Here is a 23,742-nt window from a genome sequence, read left to right as displayed (position 1 = left end):
AATGAAACGAATAATATATTACTTATCAATAATTTTAACTTTGGGAGTAGTTTCTTGCGAAGATGATTTTCTGGAAACAAGTTCTCCTTCAAAATTAAGTTCCGAAACGGTATATCAAACAGCATCAATGGCCGAGGCTGCTGTTATGGGACTTTATGGTAAAATGACCGATACTTATATTTACGGACAAAAGCTGTCTGTAAACTGGCAGGGAGTTACCGATATAGAATCAAATCGTGAGTTTAATAATACTACTTATAACTCCACCTCAAGGGATGAAGGTGCCGGTAATTATTACGATGATCAGTACAACAGAACAACACGCTGGCAATCTCTATTCGAAATGGCCGAACTGGCATCTACAGCAGTTGATGGATTCAGAAACTCACCCATTTTAGAGAGCGCAGCATCTCAAATGAAACCAATGTTAGGAGAGGCATTAACACTACGTGCTATGGTGTATTTTGAGTTAGTGCGATATTGGGGCGATGTTCCATTTAAAACAGAGTCATCCAAATCTGACCTTTCAAATGTGTATATGAGTAAAACCGATCGCGATACTATTTATAAATATCTGGTAGCTGATTTGCAAGAAGCAGTAGATTATGTGCCATGGTTAGGAGATAATACCGAATACGGAACCTCAGAGCGTATATCGAAAGGATATGTTAAAGGATTATTGGCAAAAGTAGCCTTGTTTGCCGGAGGTTGGTCATTGCGTGATGGTAATTTATTTGAAAGTACAACCATTGAGCATCATCCAACTATTCCTGAAAGTGGTGGTTATTTTGTTGGTCGTGTTCAAAACTGGAGAGAGTATTATGCCATAGCGGCTCAACAATGTGCAGAGGTAATTGGTAGTGATGATAATCCTCATCAGTTGGATCCTGATTATGAAAATATATGGAAAACGGTTTGTGCCCAGCAACAAAATGCATCAAATGAAAACTTGTTTGAAGTGGCATTTGGTATGGGTAACAATGGTGATATTGGCTCATTGATGGGATACAGTGTGGCTTCTAATACAAAATATGGAGCCCGTGGTTTTGGAGGTTCTTATGTGACTTCAACAGCTTATTATTTTTATTCATTCGATCGTGAAGATACCCGTCGGGATGTTACTCTGACATGGAGGAATTACTCAAAAGATAATATTGAGGAATTATCAAACAACCCGCTAGGTGTAACTTTTGCCAAATGGCGCATATACTGGACTTCAGATGCTTATTTGGCCTTGCATAAAACAGCTAATAGCCGTATTGCTACAGGTATCAACTGGATATTAATGCGTTATTCTGATATTTATTTAATGTTTGCCGAAGCTGAGTATGCTTTAAACGGATCGGATAACGTGAATGCAACAGCAAAAATGTCTGCTCGCCAGGCTTTGGAAAAAGTGCGTGAAAGAGCTTTTGGTGCAGGGTCTTCAAAAATTCAACAATACGATGCCGATTTCTTTGAGGCTATAGTAAACGAACGTGCGTGGGAGTTTGGTTGTGAGTCTATCCGCAAACAGGATTTAGTACGATGGGGATTATTGTATGATAAGATTGAGGATATGAAAAAAGCCATATGCCTGATGCTGGATCATACACAACAGGTACAAATATTTGATAAAACATATCAACCTTCTGATTTTCCTGAAACCGTATATTATAGATATGCTGATGATGAGTATATTGATCCTTCTTCTATAAATTACTATGAGGAGTTGGGGGCTAGTCCTGGTGCCGATTATGAGTCAGTGGACTGGTTTCCTAAAAGAGCAGCTAAGCCCGAAGAGGGAACCAGCACATATTACATTGATTGGCCTGTAAAAACACTATTGGCAGGTACAGGAATGTATGCACATTACGACTACTCAAGTTTCCTTGGTACATTAAGCCATGGTGATGAAATTGCAACCAGCCTGTCGCAATACTCAATGGGAAATAACATTTGTAACTACAGGCATTTTTATGCCATCTATTACGAAGATATTTATGAATCAAAAGGGAAATTGACAAACTCTTATGGTTATTAATGATGTTTTGTTTAATCAATTTGTTTATTAAAATGAAGAAATTAATATATATACTAAGTATTTCTCTTCTCTCGGTTATTTGGATTAGTTGTGAGGATGATTACAACAACTGGGAGGTAGAAGAGGGGCATGACAGACTTTTTAAATCTTTACTTTTTGAGGTCTCGGGCATTGAATCTACAGCTGTGGAGTTGAAATTCACGCAGTCTGTATCTGCTACCAAATATGTTTTTGAATTTAGTGAGGATAGTCTGGAATTTCTGGATATAGTAAGGATAGTTGAAATGGGGGCAGATACTTTAACACCATTTTCGTCTTCATCAACTATCACAAAAAACGAATTCAGGGAAACAATTATTGATCTGGATGGAACAACTGGGTATTCCGTAAGGATGAAAAGTGTGGATGAAACAAGTGGAAAGGAATCAAACTGGTGTGAACTATACTTTGAAACTCCGGCCGAGCAAATATTTACAGGATATACACCTACTTCAACATCAATAGCTTTATCATGGACGGTTTCGGATAGGGTAACAAATTTGAGTTTGTTTGATATTAATAATGAGTTGGTTAGTAATTTTGAGTTAACTGATGATCAAAAGGCAGCTGGGAATATACTGATTGAGGGACTGAGTATGGGTACAAACTATATTGCTCAAATGTTTAATGCAGATAAGGTACGGGGTACGCTTAATGTGGTAACAAGCGGTATTGCTGATGGTTATTTATACCAGGTTTTGGATACAGATAATGCAGAGGCTATTACTGCAGCATTGCAGGATCTTGTTGCAGGTGGGAATACTAATATTAATGTGGAATTTGCTGCCGGTCAATCTTATGATATTGGCGGAAAAATTATAATTCCTACAGGTGTGAATAATATTGCCTTTGTTGGTTCAGAGGATGTCAGTGGTGTGAAAACATCTCTGCAAAATGCTTATTTTACAGTAGAAAGTGCTGTCAACAATATCAATCTTCAATACCTGTCAACAACTTCAGATGGTAACTTCCTCATTGATATTGATAGTAGTGATAAAAGCGCTTTTGACATCAGAATAAATGGATGTAACGTGTCTGAAATCAACTCAATTGTAAGGTTGCGTAGTGGAGGATCAGCAAATAGTATTGTTGTAAATAACTGTATGATTTCAGAAACCGGTGGATGGGGTATGCTAAACGTGGGCTCAGGATCCGTAATTGGATCTATTGATGTTACCAATTGTACATTAACCGAAATTAGTACTCGTTTTGCAGATATTCGCGTTTCTACAGATATTACATTTAGCAATATTACTTTATGCAATATTAACAGGTCGATGAGCCATTTCTGGCGATTTGATAATAATAATCCTGCCAATGTCACTATTGAGGATTGTATTTTCAGCGGGCCAAACGGAGGCGTGGAATTGAACGATACCTATGGTACTTATAGTAATATTACCATATATTATACAGGTAGTTACAAAACCAATGATTTATTAATCAAAGACCGTCCGTTAACGGGAATTACCGAATTACCTCTAAGTATGGAGGGATTGTTTGTTGATCCGGTTAATGGAGATTTCCATATTCAGGAAGATGCCGGTTTTGCTGGTACAGGAGTGGCAGGAGATAAAAGATGGTTTAATTAAATAGTAAATATTTGTTTGGGGGAGAGTTGCTTGTAATTCTCCCTCATTATTTAGGGCATAGGTTTAGGGTTAAGATAATTCTATATCTTTTTTTACGAGTCCGCTGTTATCTATAACTAATAAAAAATGAAAAATACTTTGTATTACTTGGTTATTTTTACGTTTAGCATGCTAATTTCGTTAGGATGTGAAAAGGATGAAAAATGGGCCAAGAGTCCGGTTACATCAGAATCTGATGATGATACTAAAGGAGGAAACAATAACGCCGTGGTGGAAGATCCATATGCTTTTCCGGGAGCTGAAGGTGGAGGAATGAACACTATTGGTGGCCGGGGAGGAAATGTTTATAAGGTAACCTCTCTTGAGGATACAAATTCTCCGGGTACTTTGCGTTATGCTATTAATCAGGAAGGGGCCCGAATTGTAGTTTTTGATACTTCAGGAACCATTCATTTACAATCTTCCCTGTCAATTGATAATGATAATATTACTATTGCAGGCCAAACTGCACCGGGTGATGGTATCACTTTGGCTGATTTTCCTGTTTCAGTTAGTGCAAATGAGGTGATTATTCGTTTTATACGTTTCAGGATGGGTGACAAGAAAGTATTCGAAGCTGGAGTGGCTGATGGTGCCGATGCTTTGGGAGGGCGTCAACGAAACAATATTATCATCGACCATTGTTCTGTAAGCTGGTGTACTGATGAATGTTGTTCTTTTTACGATAATGAAAACTTCACGCTTCAATGGTCTATTATTTCCGAAAGCTTGCGACTTTCAAAACACTCTAAAGGCCCTCATGGTTATGGGGCTATTTGGGGAGGAGTGAATGCTTCGTTTCACCATAACTTAATGGCTCATCATGATAGCCGTACACCCAGGTTTGGACCAGGAGCTGTACATGCAGGTACCGACAGGGTTGATGTTCGTAATAATGTTTTTTATAATTGGAATGGCAATGGTTGTTATGGCGGAGAGGCCATGCATATAAATATTGTTAATAATTATTATAAACCAGGACCAGCCACGGCTGATAAAGTTGCCAGTCGTATTATGCAGATTGATATTAGTGGCACAGGTGGTTATTTTGAAGAAATAATTGGAGTCTGGGGACGTTATTATATTTCCGGAAACGTTTTTCCATATAACAGTGGGGTTACTGGAAATAACTGGACTGGTATTAACATATATCAAAAGGATGGATTTACTGAAGGTACAGAAGCACTTTTGAGGCTGTATACTGAAGTTGAAACAGATGCTATTACTACGCATGATGCAGAAACGGCTTACGAAAAAGTATTGGCTTATGCCGGAAGTTCACTGGTGCGCGATGCGGTTGATAATCGTATTGTAAATGAAGTAACAAACGGTACGGCTGCCTATAAGGGACTTAACGAACACAATGGATATGGTACCGATTTTCCCGGTTCGGATGTAAACTGGAAAAGTACCAATTATCCTAGATTAGGGATTATAGATAGTCAGGATGATACCAAACCGGAAGGAGCAGGTGATGAGTGGAGTGCCTGGCCTGATCTGGATGCTGGAACGCCTTTGGTGGATACTGATAATGACGGTATGCCTGATCAATGGGAAACTGATAACGGACTTGATCCTAACCTAAAAGATCACAAAGGAAGGAATTTAAGTACAGCGTATGATAATATTGAGGTTTATATAAATAGTTTAGTGTCAGATATTACTGATGCCAAGAAGTAAGGATAAAAACAAAATTTGATATATGATACGTATAATCGCAAGCTGTTTGATTTTATTATTTGTACAGTGTGAATCGGGTAAAAAGAAAGACAAGAGCCCAATAAGTTATTCTGTTCAACTGGCAGAAGCTGTTATGCAGAATAACCCCAAGGCATGGATGACGGATTTCCGGAGTAAACCTCGTTGGGGATATGTTGAGGGGTTGGTTTGTCAGGCACTTGTTAAAGTATCTGAGCAAAATGGCGACCCTAAATATTATAAGTATGTAAAAGATACTTATGCTGATGTTTTAATTGATTCCACAGGGAATATCTCAGGTTACAAAAAAGAAAGCTTTAAGCTGGATGATATTAACTCAGGCAAAATTCTTTTTCCCCTCTATGCTAAAACAAACGACGAGCGATATCGTGGTGCAATACAAATACTTAGGGACCAGGTAACTGATCAGCCCCGAATTGAGGAGGGAGGTTTCTGGCACAAAAAGGTTTACACCAATCAAATGTGGTTAGATGGTCTTTATATGGGGCTTCCTTTTTACGCCCAATATGCAACCATGTATGGAGATTCTTTGGATTTTAATGATATAACAAGCCAATTGTTGCTGGTAAAAAAATATTTAAAGGATGGACCAACAGGACTTTATTATCATGGTTGGGATGCGTCTAAGAAAGTGTATTGGGCAGATTCGGATACAGGGTTGTCTGAAAATTTTTGGGGAAGGGGCGTAGGCTGGCTTTATATGGCTTTGGTGGATGTATTGGATTACATCCCTAAGAGTCATGGCGATTATAGCGAGTTGGTTTTAATGTTTCAGGACCTGACAGATGCAATCATACAGTTTCAACAGGAGGATCACGGCTTGTGGTGGCAGGTGATGGATTGTCCGGACAGAGAGGGGAACTATCAGGAAGCCACAGCATCATGTATGTTTGCCTATGGCATGTTTAAGGGGATTCAAAACGGATTGTTAAGCGACAGATATCTGGTTTTTGCAAAAAAAGCCTATCAGGGTATTTTTAAAAATCTTGTACAGGTAGATCAAAATGGAAACCTGGAAATAACCGATTGTTGTGCAGGAGCAGGATTAGGGCCTGCTGATAATCCGGTGAGAGATGGTTCTTATGAATATTACATAAAAGAAAAAATCAGGTCAAATGATGGAAAGGCTATCGGGCCGTTGATTATGACCTGCTTATTGGTAGAGAATAATCCTGATTGGAAAGTGGAAGAGTAATGAAAGAAAAATTAAACATATGAATTTAAAAATGAAATCAAGAGTATTATCACTATTGTCGTTGATGATATTTGTGGGAGTAGCTAATGTGTTAGCTCAGGAAAAATCAAATTATGTTTCTGAAGTATGGGTAGCCGATCAGGGCGATGGTACCTATAAAAATCCGATTTTGTATACAGATTACTCTGATCCGGATGTTTGCAGGGCTGGCGATGATTATTACATGACCTCGTCAAGTTTTAATTGTATTCCAGGATTACAGATCTTACACTCTAAAGATTTGGTGAACTGGGAACTGATTGGTGCCGCAATTCCTAATGGTTTACCCCCTGCTGACGTGTTTTCAAAACCTCAGCATGGCAATGGCGTTTGGGCTCCCTCAATTCGCTACCATAACAATGAATTCTATATTTTTTATGGAGATCCTGATTATGGTATTTACATGACAAAGGCAAAAGATCCTGCCGGCCCCTGGTCTTCTCTAACTTTAGTGAAAGAAGGGAAAGGTTTAATTGATGCATGTCCTTTATGGGACGAAGATGGTCGTGTTTACCTTGTTCATGGTGTAGCAGGAAGCCGGGCTTCTTTTAAAAGTGTATTATCGGTTTGTGAGTTAAATAAGGAAGCTACAAAAGCCATAACCGAGAGTGTTATAGTTTTTGACGGGCATGGAAAACATCCAACTATTGAAGGACCTAAATTTTATAAAAAAGATGGTTATTACTACATCTTTGCCCCGGGAGGAGGCGTGCCAACAGGATGGCAAATTGTAATGCGATCTAAAAATGTTTACGGTCCTTACGAAGACAAAATTGTATTAGCCCAGGGTAAAACCGCGATTAACGGTCCGCACCAGGGTGGTTGGGTAGATACACCATCAGGCGAAGATTGGTTTATTCACTTTCAGGATGTTGGTGCTGTTGGCCGTATTGTACACTTACAACCCATGACATGGAAAAATGGATGGCCGGTAATGGGTATTGATAAAGATAAAGATGGTTGTGGAGATCCTGTTCTTACCTACAAAAAACCAAACGTAGGTAAAACATATTCAATAATGACACCTGCTGAAAGCGATGAGTTTAACGATACTAAAACCGGATACCAATGGCAATGGCATGGCAACAGCTCTCCATTCTGGATTTTTAATGATGCCACTAATGGTAACATGAGACTTTATTCGGTTTTAACTCCTGAAGACTATAAGAGCTTATGGGACGTTCCGAATTTATTTCTACAAAAGATTCCTGCACCTGAATTTACTGCTACAGTTAAAATGACATTTCATCCAAATCCAGAGAATGATGGGGAACGTGCCGGGTTTGTAATTATGGGACGTGATTATGGTGTTGTGGCTATAGAGGATACTAAAGATGGAATTGTTCTGTCTCAGGGATTTTGTAAGGGTGCCGATAAAGGCAAAGCGGAGATCATAAACGAAAAAGTAACCATTAAAAACAATAAGCCTGTTTATTTAAGAGTTACGATGCAGGGCGAAAACGACTGTCAGTTTAGCTATAGTTTTAACGGTAAAAAGTTTACAGATATAGGACAGCCTTTTAAGGCGCGTGAAGGTCAGTGGATTGGTGCTAAGATGGGGGTGTTTGTAAACAGGCATAATTATCATAAAGATAGTGGTTGGATTGATGTGGATTGGTTTAGAGTGACAAAATAATATAGAAAATGAAGAAGTTATCAGATAATATATACAGGCTTTTAATAATGATTAGCCTGGTAGGATGCATTTCGTGTGCTGATGTAAAAAAGTCGGAACAGAAAGCCTTAGCAATGGATTTACCTTTTGAAATGCCTGAGGTAATCGTTCCGGTATTTAAGGCAGACACTTTTAATATTGTAAACTATGGGGCTGTTTCAAATGGGAAGTTTTTGAACACAGAAGTGATTAACGATGCCATAGATTTATGCTCAAAAAACAATGGTGGAGTTGTATTGATACCAAAGGGCGTTTGGTTAACAGGTCCAATAGTGTTAAAAGATAATGTTAATCTTCATGTGGAAGATGGTGCTTTGTTGCAGTTTAGTGGCGACCGAAATCTATATCCGCTTTTGGATAATTTTTATGAAGGGAAAAAAAATCCCAGATGCCAAAACCCGGTGTCAGGTAAAAGCCTAAAGAATATTGCCATTACCGGAAAGGGTGTTATTGATGGAGCAGGAGGTGCCTGGAGACAAATAAAAAAAGGTAAGCTAACTGAAGGGCAATGGAAAGAAGTTGTTGCCGGAGGGGGTTTTGTTTATAACGAAAAAACATGGTACCCCTCAGAATCTTATTACAACGGGGAGCAATTAGTGCGCTCGGGAAAAGTGGATTATGACAATGTAGATGCTCTTCAACCCTATAAAGATTTTTTCAGGCCTCAATTGATAAACCTGACTCAATGTGAAAATGTATTGTTGGATGGTCCTACTTTTCAAAACTCCCCGTCGTGGAATATCCATCCCTTGCAGTGTAAAAATATTACGGTCAGGAATATTAATGTACGTAATCCCTGGTTTGCTCAAAATGGTGATGGAATAGATTTAGAATCATGTAAATATGGGATTGTGGAGAACTGTACTTTTGATGTGGGTGACGATGCTATTTGTATAAAATCAGGAAAAGATAAGCAAGGTCGTGATATCGGTGTTCCTACCGAGTATATTATTGTACGTAATTGTGTTGTTTATCATGGGCACGGAGGTTTTGTTATTGGCAGCGAAATGTCTGGAGGAGTGAAAAATATGTATGTTGAAAATTGTACTTTCCTGGGAACTGATTGCGGTCTGCGCTTTAAGAGTACACGAGGCAGGGGAGGTGTTGTTGAAAATATTTATGTAAAAGGTGTCCGCATGACGAACATACCCTCGGATGCAATTCGTTTTAACCTGTATTATGGTGGAAAAATTAAAGAAGATGAAAACGGAAATATTATAGGAGTCACCACAGAACCGGTTACGGAAGAAACTCCTTGTTTTAGAAATTTTGTTTTTGAGGATATTGAATGTTATGATGTTGAAAAGGCAATCACAATCAATGGGATTCCTGAAATGCCGGTTCAGAATATTAAAATTAAAAACAGTAAAATAGTGTCGAACGAAGGTGTTTTACTAAGGTATGCAAAAGGAATAGAAATAGAGGGCTTAAGCCTCGATGTAAAAAAGCCTGAATCCATTATTGTTCAGAATAGTGAAAGTATAAAGTTTAATAATAGCGAGGTGGCTGACATTGATCAGCATAGCATTGTTGTTAAAGGTGAGTCAACAGGTAAGGTGTATTTTGACTTCAAAAATGTATCTAATCCCCAAAAGTATGTGAAGGTTATTGGTACTCCTGAAAATAACGTGCAGTTTAAGTAATATTCTGCACTTACATAAAAAGTAAGTTTATAGTATTTGTTATAGTTTGTAAAGAGTAGTTCTGTTGAGCTGCTCTTTTTTTTTATATACAAGCAAATCCTTAAAATATATATACAAGCATTTCTATGCAATTATAAGTCATAATTGGGGTGCAAAATCGCAATGTTTTAAACTTGTTAATGGTGTTTTATGTTGGTTAATGTTCATGTATATAGTTAGTTGCAATATAGCCCTATTGTAATTGTAAAATGAAATACCTATCGCCAATTTTTGCGATTTACATTTGGTGTGAAAACAAAAGTTTTTATTCAACTAAATGATTTATTTATGAAAAAAGTTTACATTTTATTTTGGGGATTAATGCTTGCAGTAATCCAAAGTTATGCGGCATCCATAAATGTTAGTCCTGCCACAATAGAGGCAGCAATGGGAAATGCAATGGATGGCGATGTCCTGCTTTTAGAAGCGGGCACATATTCTTCAGGAATAAATTTTCAAAGCGATAAGGTTTTAACGCTAAAAGCCGCAGGTGATGGCGATGTAACAATAACCCAACAGATTTCAATGGGCGATGCACTTACAAACTGTGGATTAAGGTTTGAGGGGGTTACTATTGACCGGGGATCAGATTATTTTATGAGTGGTAATATTGGGGATATTACAGAACTTGCATTTACTAATGTGACGATTCAAAATGTAAACCGTTGTTTTTTAAGGACCGGGAATGAAGGTTTTAGTATAGGCGCTATAACATTTGATCAATGTATAATAAAAGATTGTGGCAATAATGGTTGGAACTTTATTTATACAAAGCATATTGTTAATTCTATAAGCGTTACTAATACCACACTATATAACTACTTAAACGGAGAAAGTTTCTTCTATCCACAAACCACAGACAGCAGTAATGATTTCACTTTTACATTTACTAATAATACAGTATTTAAGTGGGGTAAGGATAATAGCCGTGCTATATGTAATGTTCGCAATCTTTATAGCTCAAATTCAAATTATATCTTTACCGATAATATTATTGCAGAACCAGGAGCGACTACATTACCCAATATAATTGTTGCTACCGGGGGTAACCTATCTGCCGAAAACAACCTTGTGGTTAATTACGGGAGTTATAATATAACAAGTGCCACATCATCTTCTATTACTGATAATTCCCTTGAAACATTAGGTTTGACCGAAATAGGTTTTGCAAATGCTGATGCAGGAGATTTTACAATATTGTCTTCATCGCCTATAGCTACTGCAAGTACAACCGGCGGTATCATTGGGGATCCTCGTTGGTTAAAACAGTTGACAGCTGCAGCAGAGCTGACTGTTTCTTTATCGGAAGAAGCAGCAGGGGAGGTTGCACCAACGTCAGGTACATATAATGAAGGGGATGAGGTTACATTAACGGCAACCAATAATTTTGGATATGAGTTTGTTGAGTGGCAGGATGGTAATACTGGAGCTGTATTATCTTCTGAAAATCCATACATTTTCACAATTAATGGAGATGTAAGTGTAAAAGCTGTCTTTAATGCAAAAACAACCTATGCGTTTAATGTAGAGGTTAATGGTTGTGATTGGGGAAAAGTTTCATTAAGCCCTGAACCTACGGGAGGTAGGTATGAGGCAGGAACAATTGTTACGGTGACTGCAGAGCCAAATGTTGTAGCCAACTTTTTAAACTGGGAAGATAACACTACTGATTTGATTCGCACTGTATTAGTAAATGAGGACAAAGCTTATATAGCAAATTTTGATGAAGTCCCATTTATTGTGGGATGGGATTTTTCCGAAAAAGACCCAACAAGTGACAGGTCTGCTGATTATTTTTCTGCAACGGACAATACAGGTATGTTTTCAGTTGTGAAAAATGATGGATCTACAACCGGCTGGCTGGCCCGCACTTCCAGTTCATTCTCGCCAGGTTATGCATGTGCTCAGTTTTGGGCATCTACATCTGAATTTGCAACGCCACGGGCCTATCAAGCCTCGTTCTCCACCGTGGGATATGAAAACATACAGGTTAACTCTATGCTTTCTGGATCGTACCACGGATACTCGGTAATGACCATTCAATATTCGTTAGACGGGACAAACTTTACCCAATTGGGAAATGCAGACCTTTCAGCAGTTTGGGGGGCGTCATGGGCTGATTTAAATGTTACGCTACCTGAAGATGCAGAGGGACAGGCAAAGGTGTACGTGAGATGGATTGCCGACACATCAAGTGCCGAAATAGGGAACGCTACAGATGTTGACGGAACTGCTATTACAAATGTTTTTGTGTTTGCAGATCAAGTTGTTGTAAACGACCAAACAGCACCCACACTAATATCGACAGTACCTACAGAGGGAGCCACCAATGCTTCGGCCAATGGTTCCATTGTGCTGACTTTTGATGAGCCGGTGATGGCTGGTGCAGGTAACTGTACACTTGGCTCAACGGTTCTTTCCCCAAGTTTTGGCTCAAAAACGGTAACATTCAGCTATACCAAACTTGAGTATGACACAGAATATACTTTTACGGTACCGGATGGGGCATTGACAGATAAATCGGGTAACTCCTTTAGTGGCCTTACTTTATCTTTTAGTACTATGAACCGGCCACAGCCAATTGCCAGGCTGTATGACGCAGTTGTGGCAAAAGATGGAAGCGGGGATTATATCACGGTTCAGGAGGCCATTGATGCAGCTCCTTCAAACCAAACATCTCCTTGGCTGATATTTATTAAAAAAGGAACATACAATGAATTAGTTCGCATTCCTGAGGATAAACCATATATGTATTTAATAGGTCAGGATAAAGAAAATACCATTATTTCTTTTGCAATATGCTGTAGTGCAAGTGAAACGGATAGTGGTTGGGATTTCAGAAAAGAACTTTGGGGAATGAGTGATTGTGCAGTTGTAGTTGTTTCTGCAGGCGACTTTTATGCTGAAAATATATCATTTGTTAATGATTATGGTGTTGATTACCAGAATGGACCAATGGCTTTGGCTATGCGATCCAATAATGATAGATTTACTTTTAATAATTGTAATTTTAAATCTTTCCAGGATACTTGGTATACAACCAATGGTTTAAATGATAGACATTACGCCTACAATTGTTATATTGAGGGTGCTGTAGATTATATATACGGTTCAGGGGATGTGTTTATAGATGAATGTACTTTGTATAATGTACGCAGTGGATCAGTAATTGTGGCACCAGCTCATAACAATGGAACTAAATATGGATATGTTTTTAATAGCTGTACTATTGATGGAAATGAAGCAGCAGCAGACGGAAATTTGAAATTAGGGCGTCCCTGGCATAATGAACCAATTGCAGTATATCTTAATACAAAGATGAATATTTTACCAGCTGTTGAAGGTTGGACTAATATGGGAGTGATACCTAAATTATTTGCAGAGTATAATAGTTTGGATTCAGAAGGAAACGCCATTGATTTGTCGAATAGAAAAACTACTTATACCGAAAGTGAAGGAGAAGGTGGCGAAACAGTTTCCGGTTTACAGGCTGTATTATCTCAGGAAGAAGCAGCTAACTATACCTATGATAATGTTTTGTGTGGTAGTGATAACTGGAATCCCAGAATGTATTTTGAACCGGTAGAAAAACCTACTGGATTGTCGGTAAATAATAATGATTTAGATTGGAATTTGTCGGATTATGCTATTTGTTATGTAGTTTATCGTAATGAAGAGGTTATTGGATTTACAACAGAACCTTCTTATACCGATCTTGATGCAGAACCAGGGGTGAGTTATACATACAGTGTGTGTGCAGCAAATGAATATGGTAGCTTGAGTGAGCTATCAGAAGAAGTTAGTAACGATGTGAGTCTGTCGGTAAGTGATTCTGATGAGGCTCAGGTGTTTGTCAGTATTTATGATTCAGTGCTTCATATTGATAATTTAAAAGGAGAATCAGTTATAGCTGTTTATTCTTTATGTGGCAATTTGATTTATTTGGATAGGACAAATAATTCAAGCTATACTAAGCAGCTTGATTTACACGGTTTATATATTGTCAAGGTTAATAATAAGGTATGTAAAGCGTTATTTTAGTATTTGAATTTCGGCATAACTATTTGATGAAGCTTAATGGATCTGCTCTTAGGTATCCATATTGAGGGTTTATAATAATAGTTTTTTTAAAGTAAGTTTATAGTATTTGTTTGCTAAAGGTTATCAAAGAGTGTTATTTCTTTGATAACCTTTTTTGTTGTTTGATGGAGGTGAATTGGATAAAAGGAAAGATGATTTTACTCTGGCTGATATTGAGGTAGTATGTGTTTTGTTTAAAAAAGAAGCCCGACATCAGAGGTAAGCCTTTAATGATCTGGCTTTACCTCTAAATATCGGGGCTGTTTTTTTAAAAATATTGGCATTATATATTATTAGAATAACATTCTGACCTATAATGTCGGTCTTAAAGTTTAAAAGATTGATACTGAGTTTTATAACGCCCTAAATACATAGTTCTGGCCTTTTTCAGTATCAAATTCAACCAAATTAGTGTGAGGTAATTCTAACGATTGAAAAGAGGCTTTTTTGCTTATAATCGGGGTCTTTATTCTTGTTTTTGAAAACAAAGGATTAGGATTGTCCATTTCATCCTTTACTTTATTTAGAGCTACAGTTCCCTCTAAATTATTTATTATTCTGAGTCTGCAATTTCCGCCAACAGAGGAATGTACAACAAGCTGTTTCACCTGCCAATCGTCCCAAATCATATCAATAGTAAAACCTCCTATAGTTTTTAATCCCTTTACAGAGCCTTTTTCCCATTCGTCAGGTAGTGCCGGAAGTAAATAAATATCGCCATCGTATGATTGTAGCAACATCTCAGCAATACCGGAAGTGCATCCAAAATTTCCATCAATTTGGAATGGGGGGTGGGCATCAAACAAATTAGGGTAAGTACCTCCATGCTCCCCTTTTTTTTCAATTGGAGCAGGTGATAGCTGATCTTTTATGAGTTTGAAAGCCCTGTTTCCATCCAGCAACCTGGCCCACAAATTTACTTTCCATCCCATTGACCATCCCGTAGATTTGTCGCCCCGGTATATCAGGGAATTTTTTGCTGACTGGAATAATTCAGGGTTGGAGAATGGTGAAATTTGGCTTCCAGGAAACAATCCGTATAAATGAGATACATGGCGGTGATGATCGTCAGTGCGGTCCCAATCCTGAAGCCACTCTTGCAACTGGCTATGCTTTCCAATCTGCATGGGGGGTAATTTATCAAATAGTGCTTTTACTTCCCTGGCAAAATCCTTATCTGTATCTAATATATCAGAAGCTGCCATCAAATTCGAAAAAACATCAAAAACTAACTGGTTATCCATTGTATTTCCTGCAGCCATTGAGGTTTGGTGCGGATGTTTGTTTTCCGGTGACATACAGGGGGACACTACCATCCATCCATTTTCAGGTTCTTGCTGTAAAACATCTGCATAATACAATGCCGCTCCTTTTAATATTGGGTAAATTTCCTTTAAAAATGATTTGTCACCTGAATATAAATAATGATACCACAAGTGCTGGGTTAACCAAGCTCCTCCCATTGGCCACATACCATAAAAAGCACCATCTACAGGTCCGGTAATTCGCCATATGTCCGTATTATGATGCATTGCCCAGCCCCTGGCGCCATACATTTCTTTCGCTGTTTCCTGTCCCGTGACTGACAAATCCTTTAACATTGAAAACAGGGGTTGGTGCATCTCTGATAAATTAGTCACTTCCGCTGGCCAGTAATTCATTTCAGTGTTAATGTTTACAGTATATTTACTATCCCAGGGAGGATTGTTCTTGTGGTTCCAGATGCCTTGGAGATTGGCAGGTTGTGTACCCGGACGGGAAGATGATATTAATAAATAACGCCCAAACTGAAAGTAAAGTGAAACCAATTGAGGATCATAGCCTTTGTTGAAATCTACAATTCGCTGATCTATCGGTTTTTTTATGGAGTCGGTTATTCCAAGATCAAGTTCCACTCTATCAAAGTATTGTTTGTAATCCTTAATATGGTTGCTTTTTAGCGCTCCGTATGGCTCATTAATAGCATTAGCTAAATACCCTTCAGATACTTTTGTTTCATCGCCACTAATATCCTTGTAGTTTTTAAAATTTGTACCAATAGATAAAAAAACCGTAACAGTGTCAGCATTTTTGATATTTAAGTGGTCTTCACCCTGTATCAGTTCACCACCGGAAAGAACAGGTTTTACAGAAGTGTAAAAACGAATTTTCCCTTTTTTGTTCTTTACATTTTCTCCATTTCCTGTTAAAATCAATTGCTTATTTAAAGTAGATACTTTATGTTTAGAATGTGGGGAATCCATTTTGAGGGTACAGGAAATTTGCCCTTTTTTACTAGCGGTTAAGCGAACAACCATAACCTGTTCCGGCGCAGAAATAAAATATTCACGATTAAATGTTGTCCCATCTACTTGGTACGAAGTTTTGCTTATAGCATTGCTTATATCCAACTCTCTATAATAATTGCTGTAATTTTGTTGATGCGGAAATTCAATGAATAAATCTCCTACAGTTTGGTATGGCATGCCATAGTTATTCCACTCCGGGGCATGTCGGGGAGTTACTGTCATTGTTAATTCCTCAGCTTCCTTATACCTTCCCGCAAAGATAAGTTCTCTAACCCGGGGTAAAACATCCCTGAACCCTTTGGGTAGGTTATTTCCGGGTTCTCCGGCCCATACAGTTTCTTCATTTAATTGCAGGTGTTCTTTTTCAACGGTTCCAAAAACCATTGCCCCTAATCGTCCATTGCCAAGGGGCAAGGCTTCTTCCCATGCAGTTGCGGGTTTTGAATACCATAATTTCAGCAGATTCACTTTTTTACTATCATCTTTTGAACAAGACATCAGGGTGATGATAAGTCCCATAAAATAAATTAGATTCTTCATCTTTTTAAAATTTCAATGCGTTAACCACACTATCATATATATTATTGAAACACATGATAAAATTAAAGAAAGTTCATTTCCATAAATGGGTTAAATCGAAAAAGCAAGGGGGTCATTTTAAAAAACACTTGCTACAGGGAGAGTTTTAGGAAAGAATTGTCCGTAATAGTTACAAAGCAAGCTTGGTGCGATTTTGGATAATTTTGCATATGTCTTTGGGCTGTGTTCGGGTACCATAGCCGATGCCTATCCGAACACCACCCGAACAAACCCGAACGCTACCCGAACGTTTCCCGAACTTTTCTTGCCAACACTAACTAATCATGCTCCAGTTCATCTTCTGACGGGCAAGTTTTGTGAGCTGGCGGTTGAGTATCTGGTTTTCCGGTTGTTCAAGGTTGGGATCCTTTTCAAGTATGGCATTGGCCACATTGCGGGCATGTTGCAATAATTGGGAGTCCCTGGTAATGTTGGCAATTTTAAGCTCAAATGGCAAGCCGCTTTGCTGGGTTCCTTCCAAATCACCAGGTCCACGGAGTTTCATATCGGCTTCGGCAATTTCAAAACCATCATTTGAATCCACCATAATGTTCATGCGTTTCCGGGTGTCTTCGCCTAATTTGTGGCCGGTCATTAATATGCAGTAGCTTTGTTCGGCTCCCCGGCCAACACGACCACGCAGCTGGTGGAGTTGCGAAAGCCCAAAGCGTTCAGCACTTTCAATAATCATCACGGATGCATTGGGCACATTAACGCCAACTTCAATTACAGTAGTAGCTACCAGTATCTGAGCCTCACCTCTGGCAAATTCCTGCATGGCAGCATCTTTTTCTGCAGGTTTCATTTTTCCATGCACCATAGTGGTTTTGTATTCAGGGAATGCTGTTTGCATGTATTCAAAACCTTCTGCCAGGTTTTTAAAGTCCATCTTTTCCGATTCTTCAATCAAGGGATATACCACATATACTTGACGGCCTTTTACTATTTCGGTTTTAATAAATTTATTCAGATTATTCCGACGGTTATGAAAATAGTGTTTGGTTTCGATGGGTTTTCGTCCCGGAGGGAGTTCATCAATTACCGACACATCCAAATCTCCGTATACCGTCATGGCCAAAGTTCTGGGGATTGGTGTTGCAGTCATGACCAAAACATGGGGAGGTATATCGTTTTTCTTCCAGAGTTTAGCTCTTTGAGCCACCCCGAACCTGTGTTGTTCATCAATAATTACCATACCCAGGTTGTTAAACTGCACCACATCTTCAAGTAAAGCATGGGTACCTATTAAAATCTGCAATTCACCTGATTGTAGTTCGGAATGGATGATATCGCGTTGTTTCTTTCTGGTTGATCCGGTAAGCAGGCGAACGTTTAGATCCATCCCGTTCAGCATCTGGGTTATGGATTCAAAATGCTGGGTAGCCAGTATTTCGGTAGGAGCCATCAAACAGGCCTGATAGCTATTGTCTAAAGCAATGAGCATTACCATTAAAGCCACCATGGTTTTTCCGCTGCCCACATCACCCTGCAATAGCCTGTTCAATTGTCTTCCTGTGCCCACATCATTTCTTATTTCCCGTATCACCCTTTTTTGGGCTCCGGTTAATTCAAAAGGGAGGTTATTGTAAAAAAAGTGATTGAAAAAATCCCCTACAGTTGAAAAAATATGGCCTTTTATGTTTCTGGATCTCTGATTTTTCAGGCGTAAGATGTTCAGTTGAATATAAAAGAGCTCCTCAAACTTTAATCGGAACTGTGCTTGTTGTAATTCCTGGCTGTTTTTTGGAAAGTGTACTGTCCTTAGCGCATGATCTAATATCATCAGCTTATATTGCTGGATAATATAGGCAGGCAGTGTTTCTGAAATCAACCCCTGAAACGACAAAAAGATATTTTGTTGCATTTTCTGAATCCCCTTTGAACTCAGGTAATTGTTTTTCATTTTTTCGGTAGTGTGGTAAAAAGCCTGTAACCCGGATACAATCTTTGGTTTTGCGGGATCTACCTTTTCCATTTCAGGGTGTACAATGTTGTATGAACTGTTGAATTTGCTGGGTTTCCCAAAAATAACGTATTCAACATTGGGGTCGAGACTGGATTTGATTTGCTTTAAGAATTTAAACCATACCAGCTCAATAACACCTGAGTCATCTGCAAACTTTGCAACCAGACGTTGCGATTTTCCTGAGCCAACGGTGTTTAGTCCTACTACTTTGCCCCTAAGCTGAATATGGGATGAGGTAGTGCTTATTTCCCTGATTTTGTAGGTTCTGCTCCTGTCGATATATTTGTATGGGAAGTGGTATAGCAAATCCTCATACGATTGAATTTTTAATTCATTACGCAGCAGGTCTGCCTTTTTGGGGCCAACCCCGGGTAAATATGTTATATCCCTTGTTGCTAATTCCGACATACTTCAAAAAAATCGAACCTCAAAAATAACAGATTGTATGTAATGTTGCAACACAGAGTTTAAAGGAAGGAGTGATGATGTGATAAAAAATCCCCCAATAAATAAATAAATAATCAATTGTTGGAGGATTTTTTTTTACAATAGTTTGTTACATTAATTCGTTAAGTTTTTGTACGTGTTTAATGTTTAGAAATTTAACATTAATAAAGATTTTTATATAAGATGCAGAAATCTAGGCTGTTGACAAATAAACTAATGACCAATGACTAAAAACTAACGAACTATTGTTGTTATAAAGTCACTTTAATTGCAGCACTTGCTTTATTTGCTTTGTCTCTGGCTTCTTCAACAGAAGCACCGCGAGCCAAACAAACACCCATTCGTCTTTCTCCCTGTACTTCAGGTTTTCCAAAAAGTCTTACCTGCGTATCCGGTTCTGCCAGGGCTTCTTCTAAGCCGCTGAATTTTACCTGGGTTGAGTTTCCTTCAACCATGATTACACTACTGGCAGCAGGGGAGTGCTGAACGATATTGGGAATTGGTAATCCAAGGATAGCCCTTACGTGTAACGCAAATTCGCTTAAATCCTGGGAAATCATAGTTACCATTCCTGTATCATGCGGACGAGGAGATAGTTCACTGAAGTACACCGTATCACCTTTGATAAAGAATTCTACGCCAAACAAACCTCTTCCACCTAAGGCTTTAACTACTTTTTCGGCAATGTATTGAGCATCTTTTAAGGCTTTATCGCTCATGGCCTGAGGTTGCCACGATTCCTGATAGTCGCCACCCTCTTGTCTGTGGCCAATAGGTGCACAGAAAGAAACTCCGCCGGCATGGCTGATGGTCAGTAAAGTGATTTCATAATCAAAATCCACAAAACCTTCCACGATAACCCTGTCGCTGTTTCCGCGGGCACCTTCCAGAGCATAGTTCCATGCGTAATCAATATCAGCCTTGCTTTTAACCACGCTTTGGCCTTTCCCCGAAGAACTCATGATAGGCTTAACCACGCAGGGACATCCCACTTCGGTAATGGCAGCTTCAAATTCTTCTTTTGTTCCTGCAAATTTATATGGTGAAGTTTTTAAACCTAAATCTTCAGCTGCTAATGTCCTGATACCTTCCCTGTTCATGGTTAGTTTTGTGGCATTGGCAGTAGGAATTACGTTAAAACCTTCTTTCTCCAATTCAAGTAAAGTATCTGTTGCAATAGCTTCAACTTCCGGAATAATATAATCCGGTTTTTCTTCCCTGATTATTTTAGCCAATGATTCTCCATCAAGCATGGATACTATATAGCTGCGGTGTGCCACTTGCATGGCAGGGGCGTTCTCGTATTTGTCGATGGCAATTACTTCAACGCCATATCGCTGGAATTCGATAACAACCTCTTTCCCTAGTTCACCCGAACCCAACATAATTACTTTTGTTGCAGATGGGGATAAAGGTGTGCCAATTACTGTATTGGATAATGTGCTCATGATTAATTGGTGTAATAATGTTAATGGCGCAAAAATAGTTTTATATTTTGAGATGAAAAAACACTGATTATAAAACCTTAATACCTGAGTAAAACTAAAACCTTATTATCTTTACGCAGCATTTAGTAAATAACAAGAGCTATTAGAACAACCTTTATTTAGTATTCGTTGTTATAAAAATTGTTGTATAAGTAGTGCTTGCAGAGACTAAGTATCAAAAATCAAATTATGGTATTGGATTACGAAAGAGAAGAGCTGTTAAAAAAAGACTATAGTGAAGATGAATTGAAATATTTAAATCTTCTTGCAGAAAAATTTCCTACGGTGCAGGCTGCGTGTACCGAAATAATCAATCTGGAATCTATATTGAACCTGCCAAAGGGAACCGAGCATTTCCTTACAGATATACATGGTGAATATGAAACATTCAGTCATGTGTTGCGCAATGCATCAGGCATGGTGCGCAAAAAGATTGATGCAGTATATCAGTATACCTTGAGCGAGAAAACAAAAAATCAGTTGGCTACGCTAATCTATTATCCTGAGGAAAAATTAGAAATTATAACCAAAGAGGAAGAGGATCTGGAAAACTGGTATGCCATTACTTTGCGCAGGCTTATTGCTGTAGCCCGTGTGGCAGCAGATAAATATACGCGCTCAAAAGTGCGAAAGGCTATGCCGGTAGATTTTGCCTATGTAATAGATGAACTTTTGAATGAGCCCAATGAAAAAAAGGAATTATATTTCGACAAGATCATACAGTCTATTATTGATGTAGACCGTGCCAACCATTTTATCGTGGCCATCAGTAAATTTATCCAGCGCCTGCTTATTGACCGATTACATATTATTGGTGATATTTTTGATCGGGGCCCTTATGCCGATAAGGTTATGGATTTGATAGAAAATCATCATTCGGTAGATATACAATGGGGTAACCACGATATTGTTTGGATGGCTGCTGCCAGTGGTATACGGGCCAGCATAGCTGCCGTAATCCGTTTGAGTGCAAGATATAATAATCTGGATACCCTGGAAGATGCTTATGGTATTAACCTGATGCCTTTAGCAACATTTGCCATGAAGGCCTATAAAGGAGATCCTTGCGAGGCCTTTATTCCGGTAAATACACCACCTGAAAATATAGGCTCAACACATATCAAGCTGACCAGCAGGATGCATAAAGCTATTGCTGTTCTGGAAATGAAACTGGCTGCTGAGATAATAAAGCGAAATCCCAAATTGGGAATGGATGATCGCTTGCTGTTGGATAAGGTAGATTACGAAAAAGGTACCATTGTGATCGGGGGCAGGGAGCTGGAATTAACCGACAAGTTGTTTCCAACTATCGATCCGTCTGATCCGTTTAGGCTAACAGAAGAGGAGCAGGAGCTGGCTGAAAAATTGCGCTTTTCATTTTTGAATAGTGAAAAGCTGCAGCGCCATATTAAAACGCTTTTCTCAAAGGGTGCCACCTATTTGTCGTATAACTCAAACTTATTGTACCATGGGTGTATCCCTTTGGATGAAAAAGGGGATTTTAAAGGAGTGGAGCTCAATGGAAAAATTTATAAAGGCAAGGCCTTGTGCGATCAGTTTGACCTGATTTCGCGACGTGCTTATTTTAACCGTGAGCATCCTGAAAGGATGAGCAAGGACCGCGATTATTTGTGGTATTTGTGGAGTGGGGCAGACTCACCTCTCTTTGGAAAAAAGAAGATGGCTACGTTTGAAAGATATTTTTTAAACGATAAGGAAGCCCAAAAAGAAGAAAGCAATATGTATTATAAGCTTCGTGATGATAAAGATACCTGTTGCCGGATTCTGGAGGAGTTTGGTCTGGATCCTGAATCTTCGCACATTGTAAACGGGCATGTTCCCGTGAAGGTTACAAAAGGAGAAAGCCCGGTAAAGGCCGAAGGAAAGCTTTTTGTGATAGATGGAGGGATGTCAAAGCCTTATCAAAAAGTAACCGGGATAGCTGGTTATACTTTAATGTACGATTCCTATAGCTTGATTCTTGCTGAGCATAAGCCCTTTGAGTCGAAACGTAAAGCTATAGAAGATGAGATTGATATCGTGTCAACAAGGAATATGATTGAACATGCCACTTATCGTATTTCTGTTGGAGATACAGATATAGGAAATGAACTCCGTAAACAAATTGAAGGGTTAAACAGGTTGCTTGAAGCTTACCGTAAAGGTATTGTAAAGGTGAAGAGGGCTTAATCAATCATTAGAGAAAAATACGCCTGTTTCAGTAGTCAGATTGCGTATTGTAAGTAAAAAGTTTAACCCCAGGGACACTGGGAACTCCAATAAACACTGAGATTTATATTGTCTTTGCGTTTCTACGAGTCCTTTGCATCCCTGGGGTTGAATATTGTGTAATCTTATTTACTTTAAATATGAATTAAGCATCCAAAGGGTTTTTTCAGTTTCCGATATATAATCACTCATCAAAGAAACGGTTCCTTCGTCATTAGCATCACCTGCCAGCGCTAAAATTTCTCTTTCAATACTTATAAGCGTCGAAAAATTATTGACAACAACTTCCACTGCCTGTATGCCATTGGAAATACCCTTTGTTTCCTCTATGGAGGATTTTTCAAGATAATCGCTGAAAGTATGTAATGGCTCTGTTTCCAGTGTTAAAATCCTTTCTGCTATTTCGTCAATTTTTATAACGGCATCATCGTAGTATTCTTCAAATTTGGCGTGTAATTCAAAAAAATCACGACCCTTAATATTCCAATGAAATCCCCTGAGGTTTTGATAAAATAATTGATAATTGGCAAGTAGTGTGTTTAATTTGCCGGATAATACTTTTACTTTGTTTTGATCAAGTCCTATTAAATTTTTCATGTCTGTAAGTTTTTATTGTTATTGTTTTTATTTGTTGATACAAAGATTGTTTTCTTTGATATATAA

At 38.6% G+C, this 23,742-nt stretch carries 12 protein-coding genes; 8 read left to right on the top strand and 4 right to left on the bottom strand.

Annotation, left to right across the window (positions count from 1 at the left end):
* Position 1 precedes the first annotated feature (1 nt).
* The 7 genes from OM074_RS08020 (at position 2) to OM074_RS07990 (ending at position 14,044) form a co-directional block, all read left to right on the top strand.
* Positions 2–2,023, top strand: a complete 2,022-nt coding sequence (locus OM074_RS08020; protein WP_301198942.1) for a RagB/SusD family nutrient uptake outer membrane protein — start codon at positions 2–4, stop codon at positions 2,021–2,023.
* Between the two features lie 32 nt (positions 2,024–2,055).
* Entirely contained in the window at positions 2,056–3,654 is a 1,599-nt protein-coding gene (locus tag OM074_RS08015; RefSeq protein WP_301198941.1) for a DUF5123 domain-containing protein, read from the top strand.
* Positions 3,655–3,780: 126 nt separating this feature from the next.
* Positions 3,781–5,373, top strand: a complete 1,593-nt coding sequence (locus OM074_RS08010; protein WP_301198940.1) for a pectate lyase family protein — start codon at positions 3,781–3,783, stop codon at positions 5,371–5,373.
* Positions 5,374–5,395: 22 nt separating this feature from the next.
* Positions 5,396–6,607, top strand: a complete 1,212-nt coding sequence (locus OM074_RS08005; protein WP_301198939.1) for a glycoside hydrolase family 88/105 protein — start codon at positions 5,396–5,398, stop codon at positions 6,605–6,607.
* Between the two features lie 31 nt (positions 6,608–6,638).
* Positions 6,639–8,282: a glycoside hydrolase family 43 protein gene (locus OM074_RS08000; protein WP_301198938.1), complete on the top strand. Its 1,644-nt coding sequence runs from the start codon at positions 6,639–6,641 to the stop codon at positions 8,280–8,282.
* Positions 8,283–8,290: 8 nt separating this feature from the next.
* The gene (locus tag OM074_RS07995; protein WP_301198937.1) at positions 8,291–9,964 is read left to right on the top strand and encodes a glycoside hydrolase family 28 protein; all 1,674 of its coding nucleotides are present in this window, start codon (positions 8,291–8,293) and stop codon (positions 9,962–9,964) included.
* 327 nt (positions 9,965–10,291) lie between these two features.
* Positions 10,292–14,044 (top strand): pectinesterase family protein, encoded by a 3,753-nt coding sequence (locus tag OM074_RS07990; protein ID WP_301198936.1) that lies wholly within the window; start codon positions 10,292–10,294, stop codon positions 14,042–14,044.
* A gap of 392 nt (positions 14,045–14,436) precedes the next feature.
* On the opposite strand, the gene OM074_RS07985 is transcribed toward OM074_RS07990, so the two are convergent.
* The 3 genes from OM074_RS07985 to purT form a co-directional block, all read right to left on the bottom strand.
* The gene (locus OM074_RS07985) at positions 14,437–16,911 is read right to left on the bottom strand and encodes a glycoside hydrolase family 95 protein (protein ID WP_301198935.1); all 2,475 of its coding nucleotides are present in this window, start codon (positions 16,909–16,911) and stop codon (positions 14,437–14,439) included.
* 313 nt (positions 16,912–17,224) lie between these two features.
* Positions 17,225–19,324 carry an ATP-dependent DNA helicase RecG gene (gene recG, locus OM074_RS07980; RefSeq protein WP_301198934.1) on the bottom strand — a complete coding sequence of 700 codons (2,100 nt, stop codon included), beginning with the start codon at positions 19,322–19,324 and terminating at the stop codon, positions 17,225–17,227.
* Between the two features lie 290 nt (positions 19,325–19,614).
* Positions 19,615–20,811 (bottom strand): formate-dependent phosphoribosylglycinamide formyltransferase, encoded by a 1,197-nt coding sequence (gene purT / locus OM074_RS07975; protein WP_301198933.1) that lies wholly within the window; start codon positions 20,809–20,811, stop codon positions 19,615–19,617.
* 228 nt (positions 20,812–21,039) lie between these two features.
* On the opposite strand from purT, the gene OM074_RS07970 reads away from it, so the two are divergent.
* Entirely contained in the window at positions 21,040–23,040 is a 2,001-nt protein-coding gene (locus tag OM074_RS07970; protein ID WP_301198932.1) for a fructose-1,6-bisphosphatase, read from the top strand.
* A gap of 168 nt (positions 23,041–23,208) precedes the next feature.
* Here OM074_RS07970 and OM074_RS07965 read toward each other — a convergent pair whose 3' ends face one another.
* Positions 23,209–23,676, bottom strand: coding sequence for a Dps family protein (locus tag OM074_RS07965; protein WP_301198931.1), 468 nt, complete (start codon positions 23,674–23,676; stop codon positions 23,209–23,211).
* Positions 23,677–23,742: the final 66 nt, after the last annotated feature.

The organism is Plebeiibacterium marinum (assembly GCF_026013615.1).
In the GTDB taxonomy this organism is placed as follows: Bacteria; Bacteroidota; Bacteroidia; order Bacteroidales; family Marinilabiliaceae; genus Saccharicrinis; species Saccharicrinis marinus_A.
Note: the sequence above shows the minus strand (reverse complement) of the source record. Positions and strands in the feature narration are given on the sequence as shown.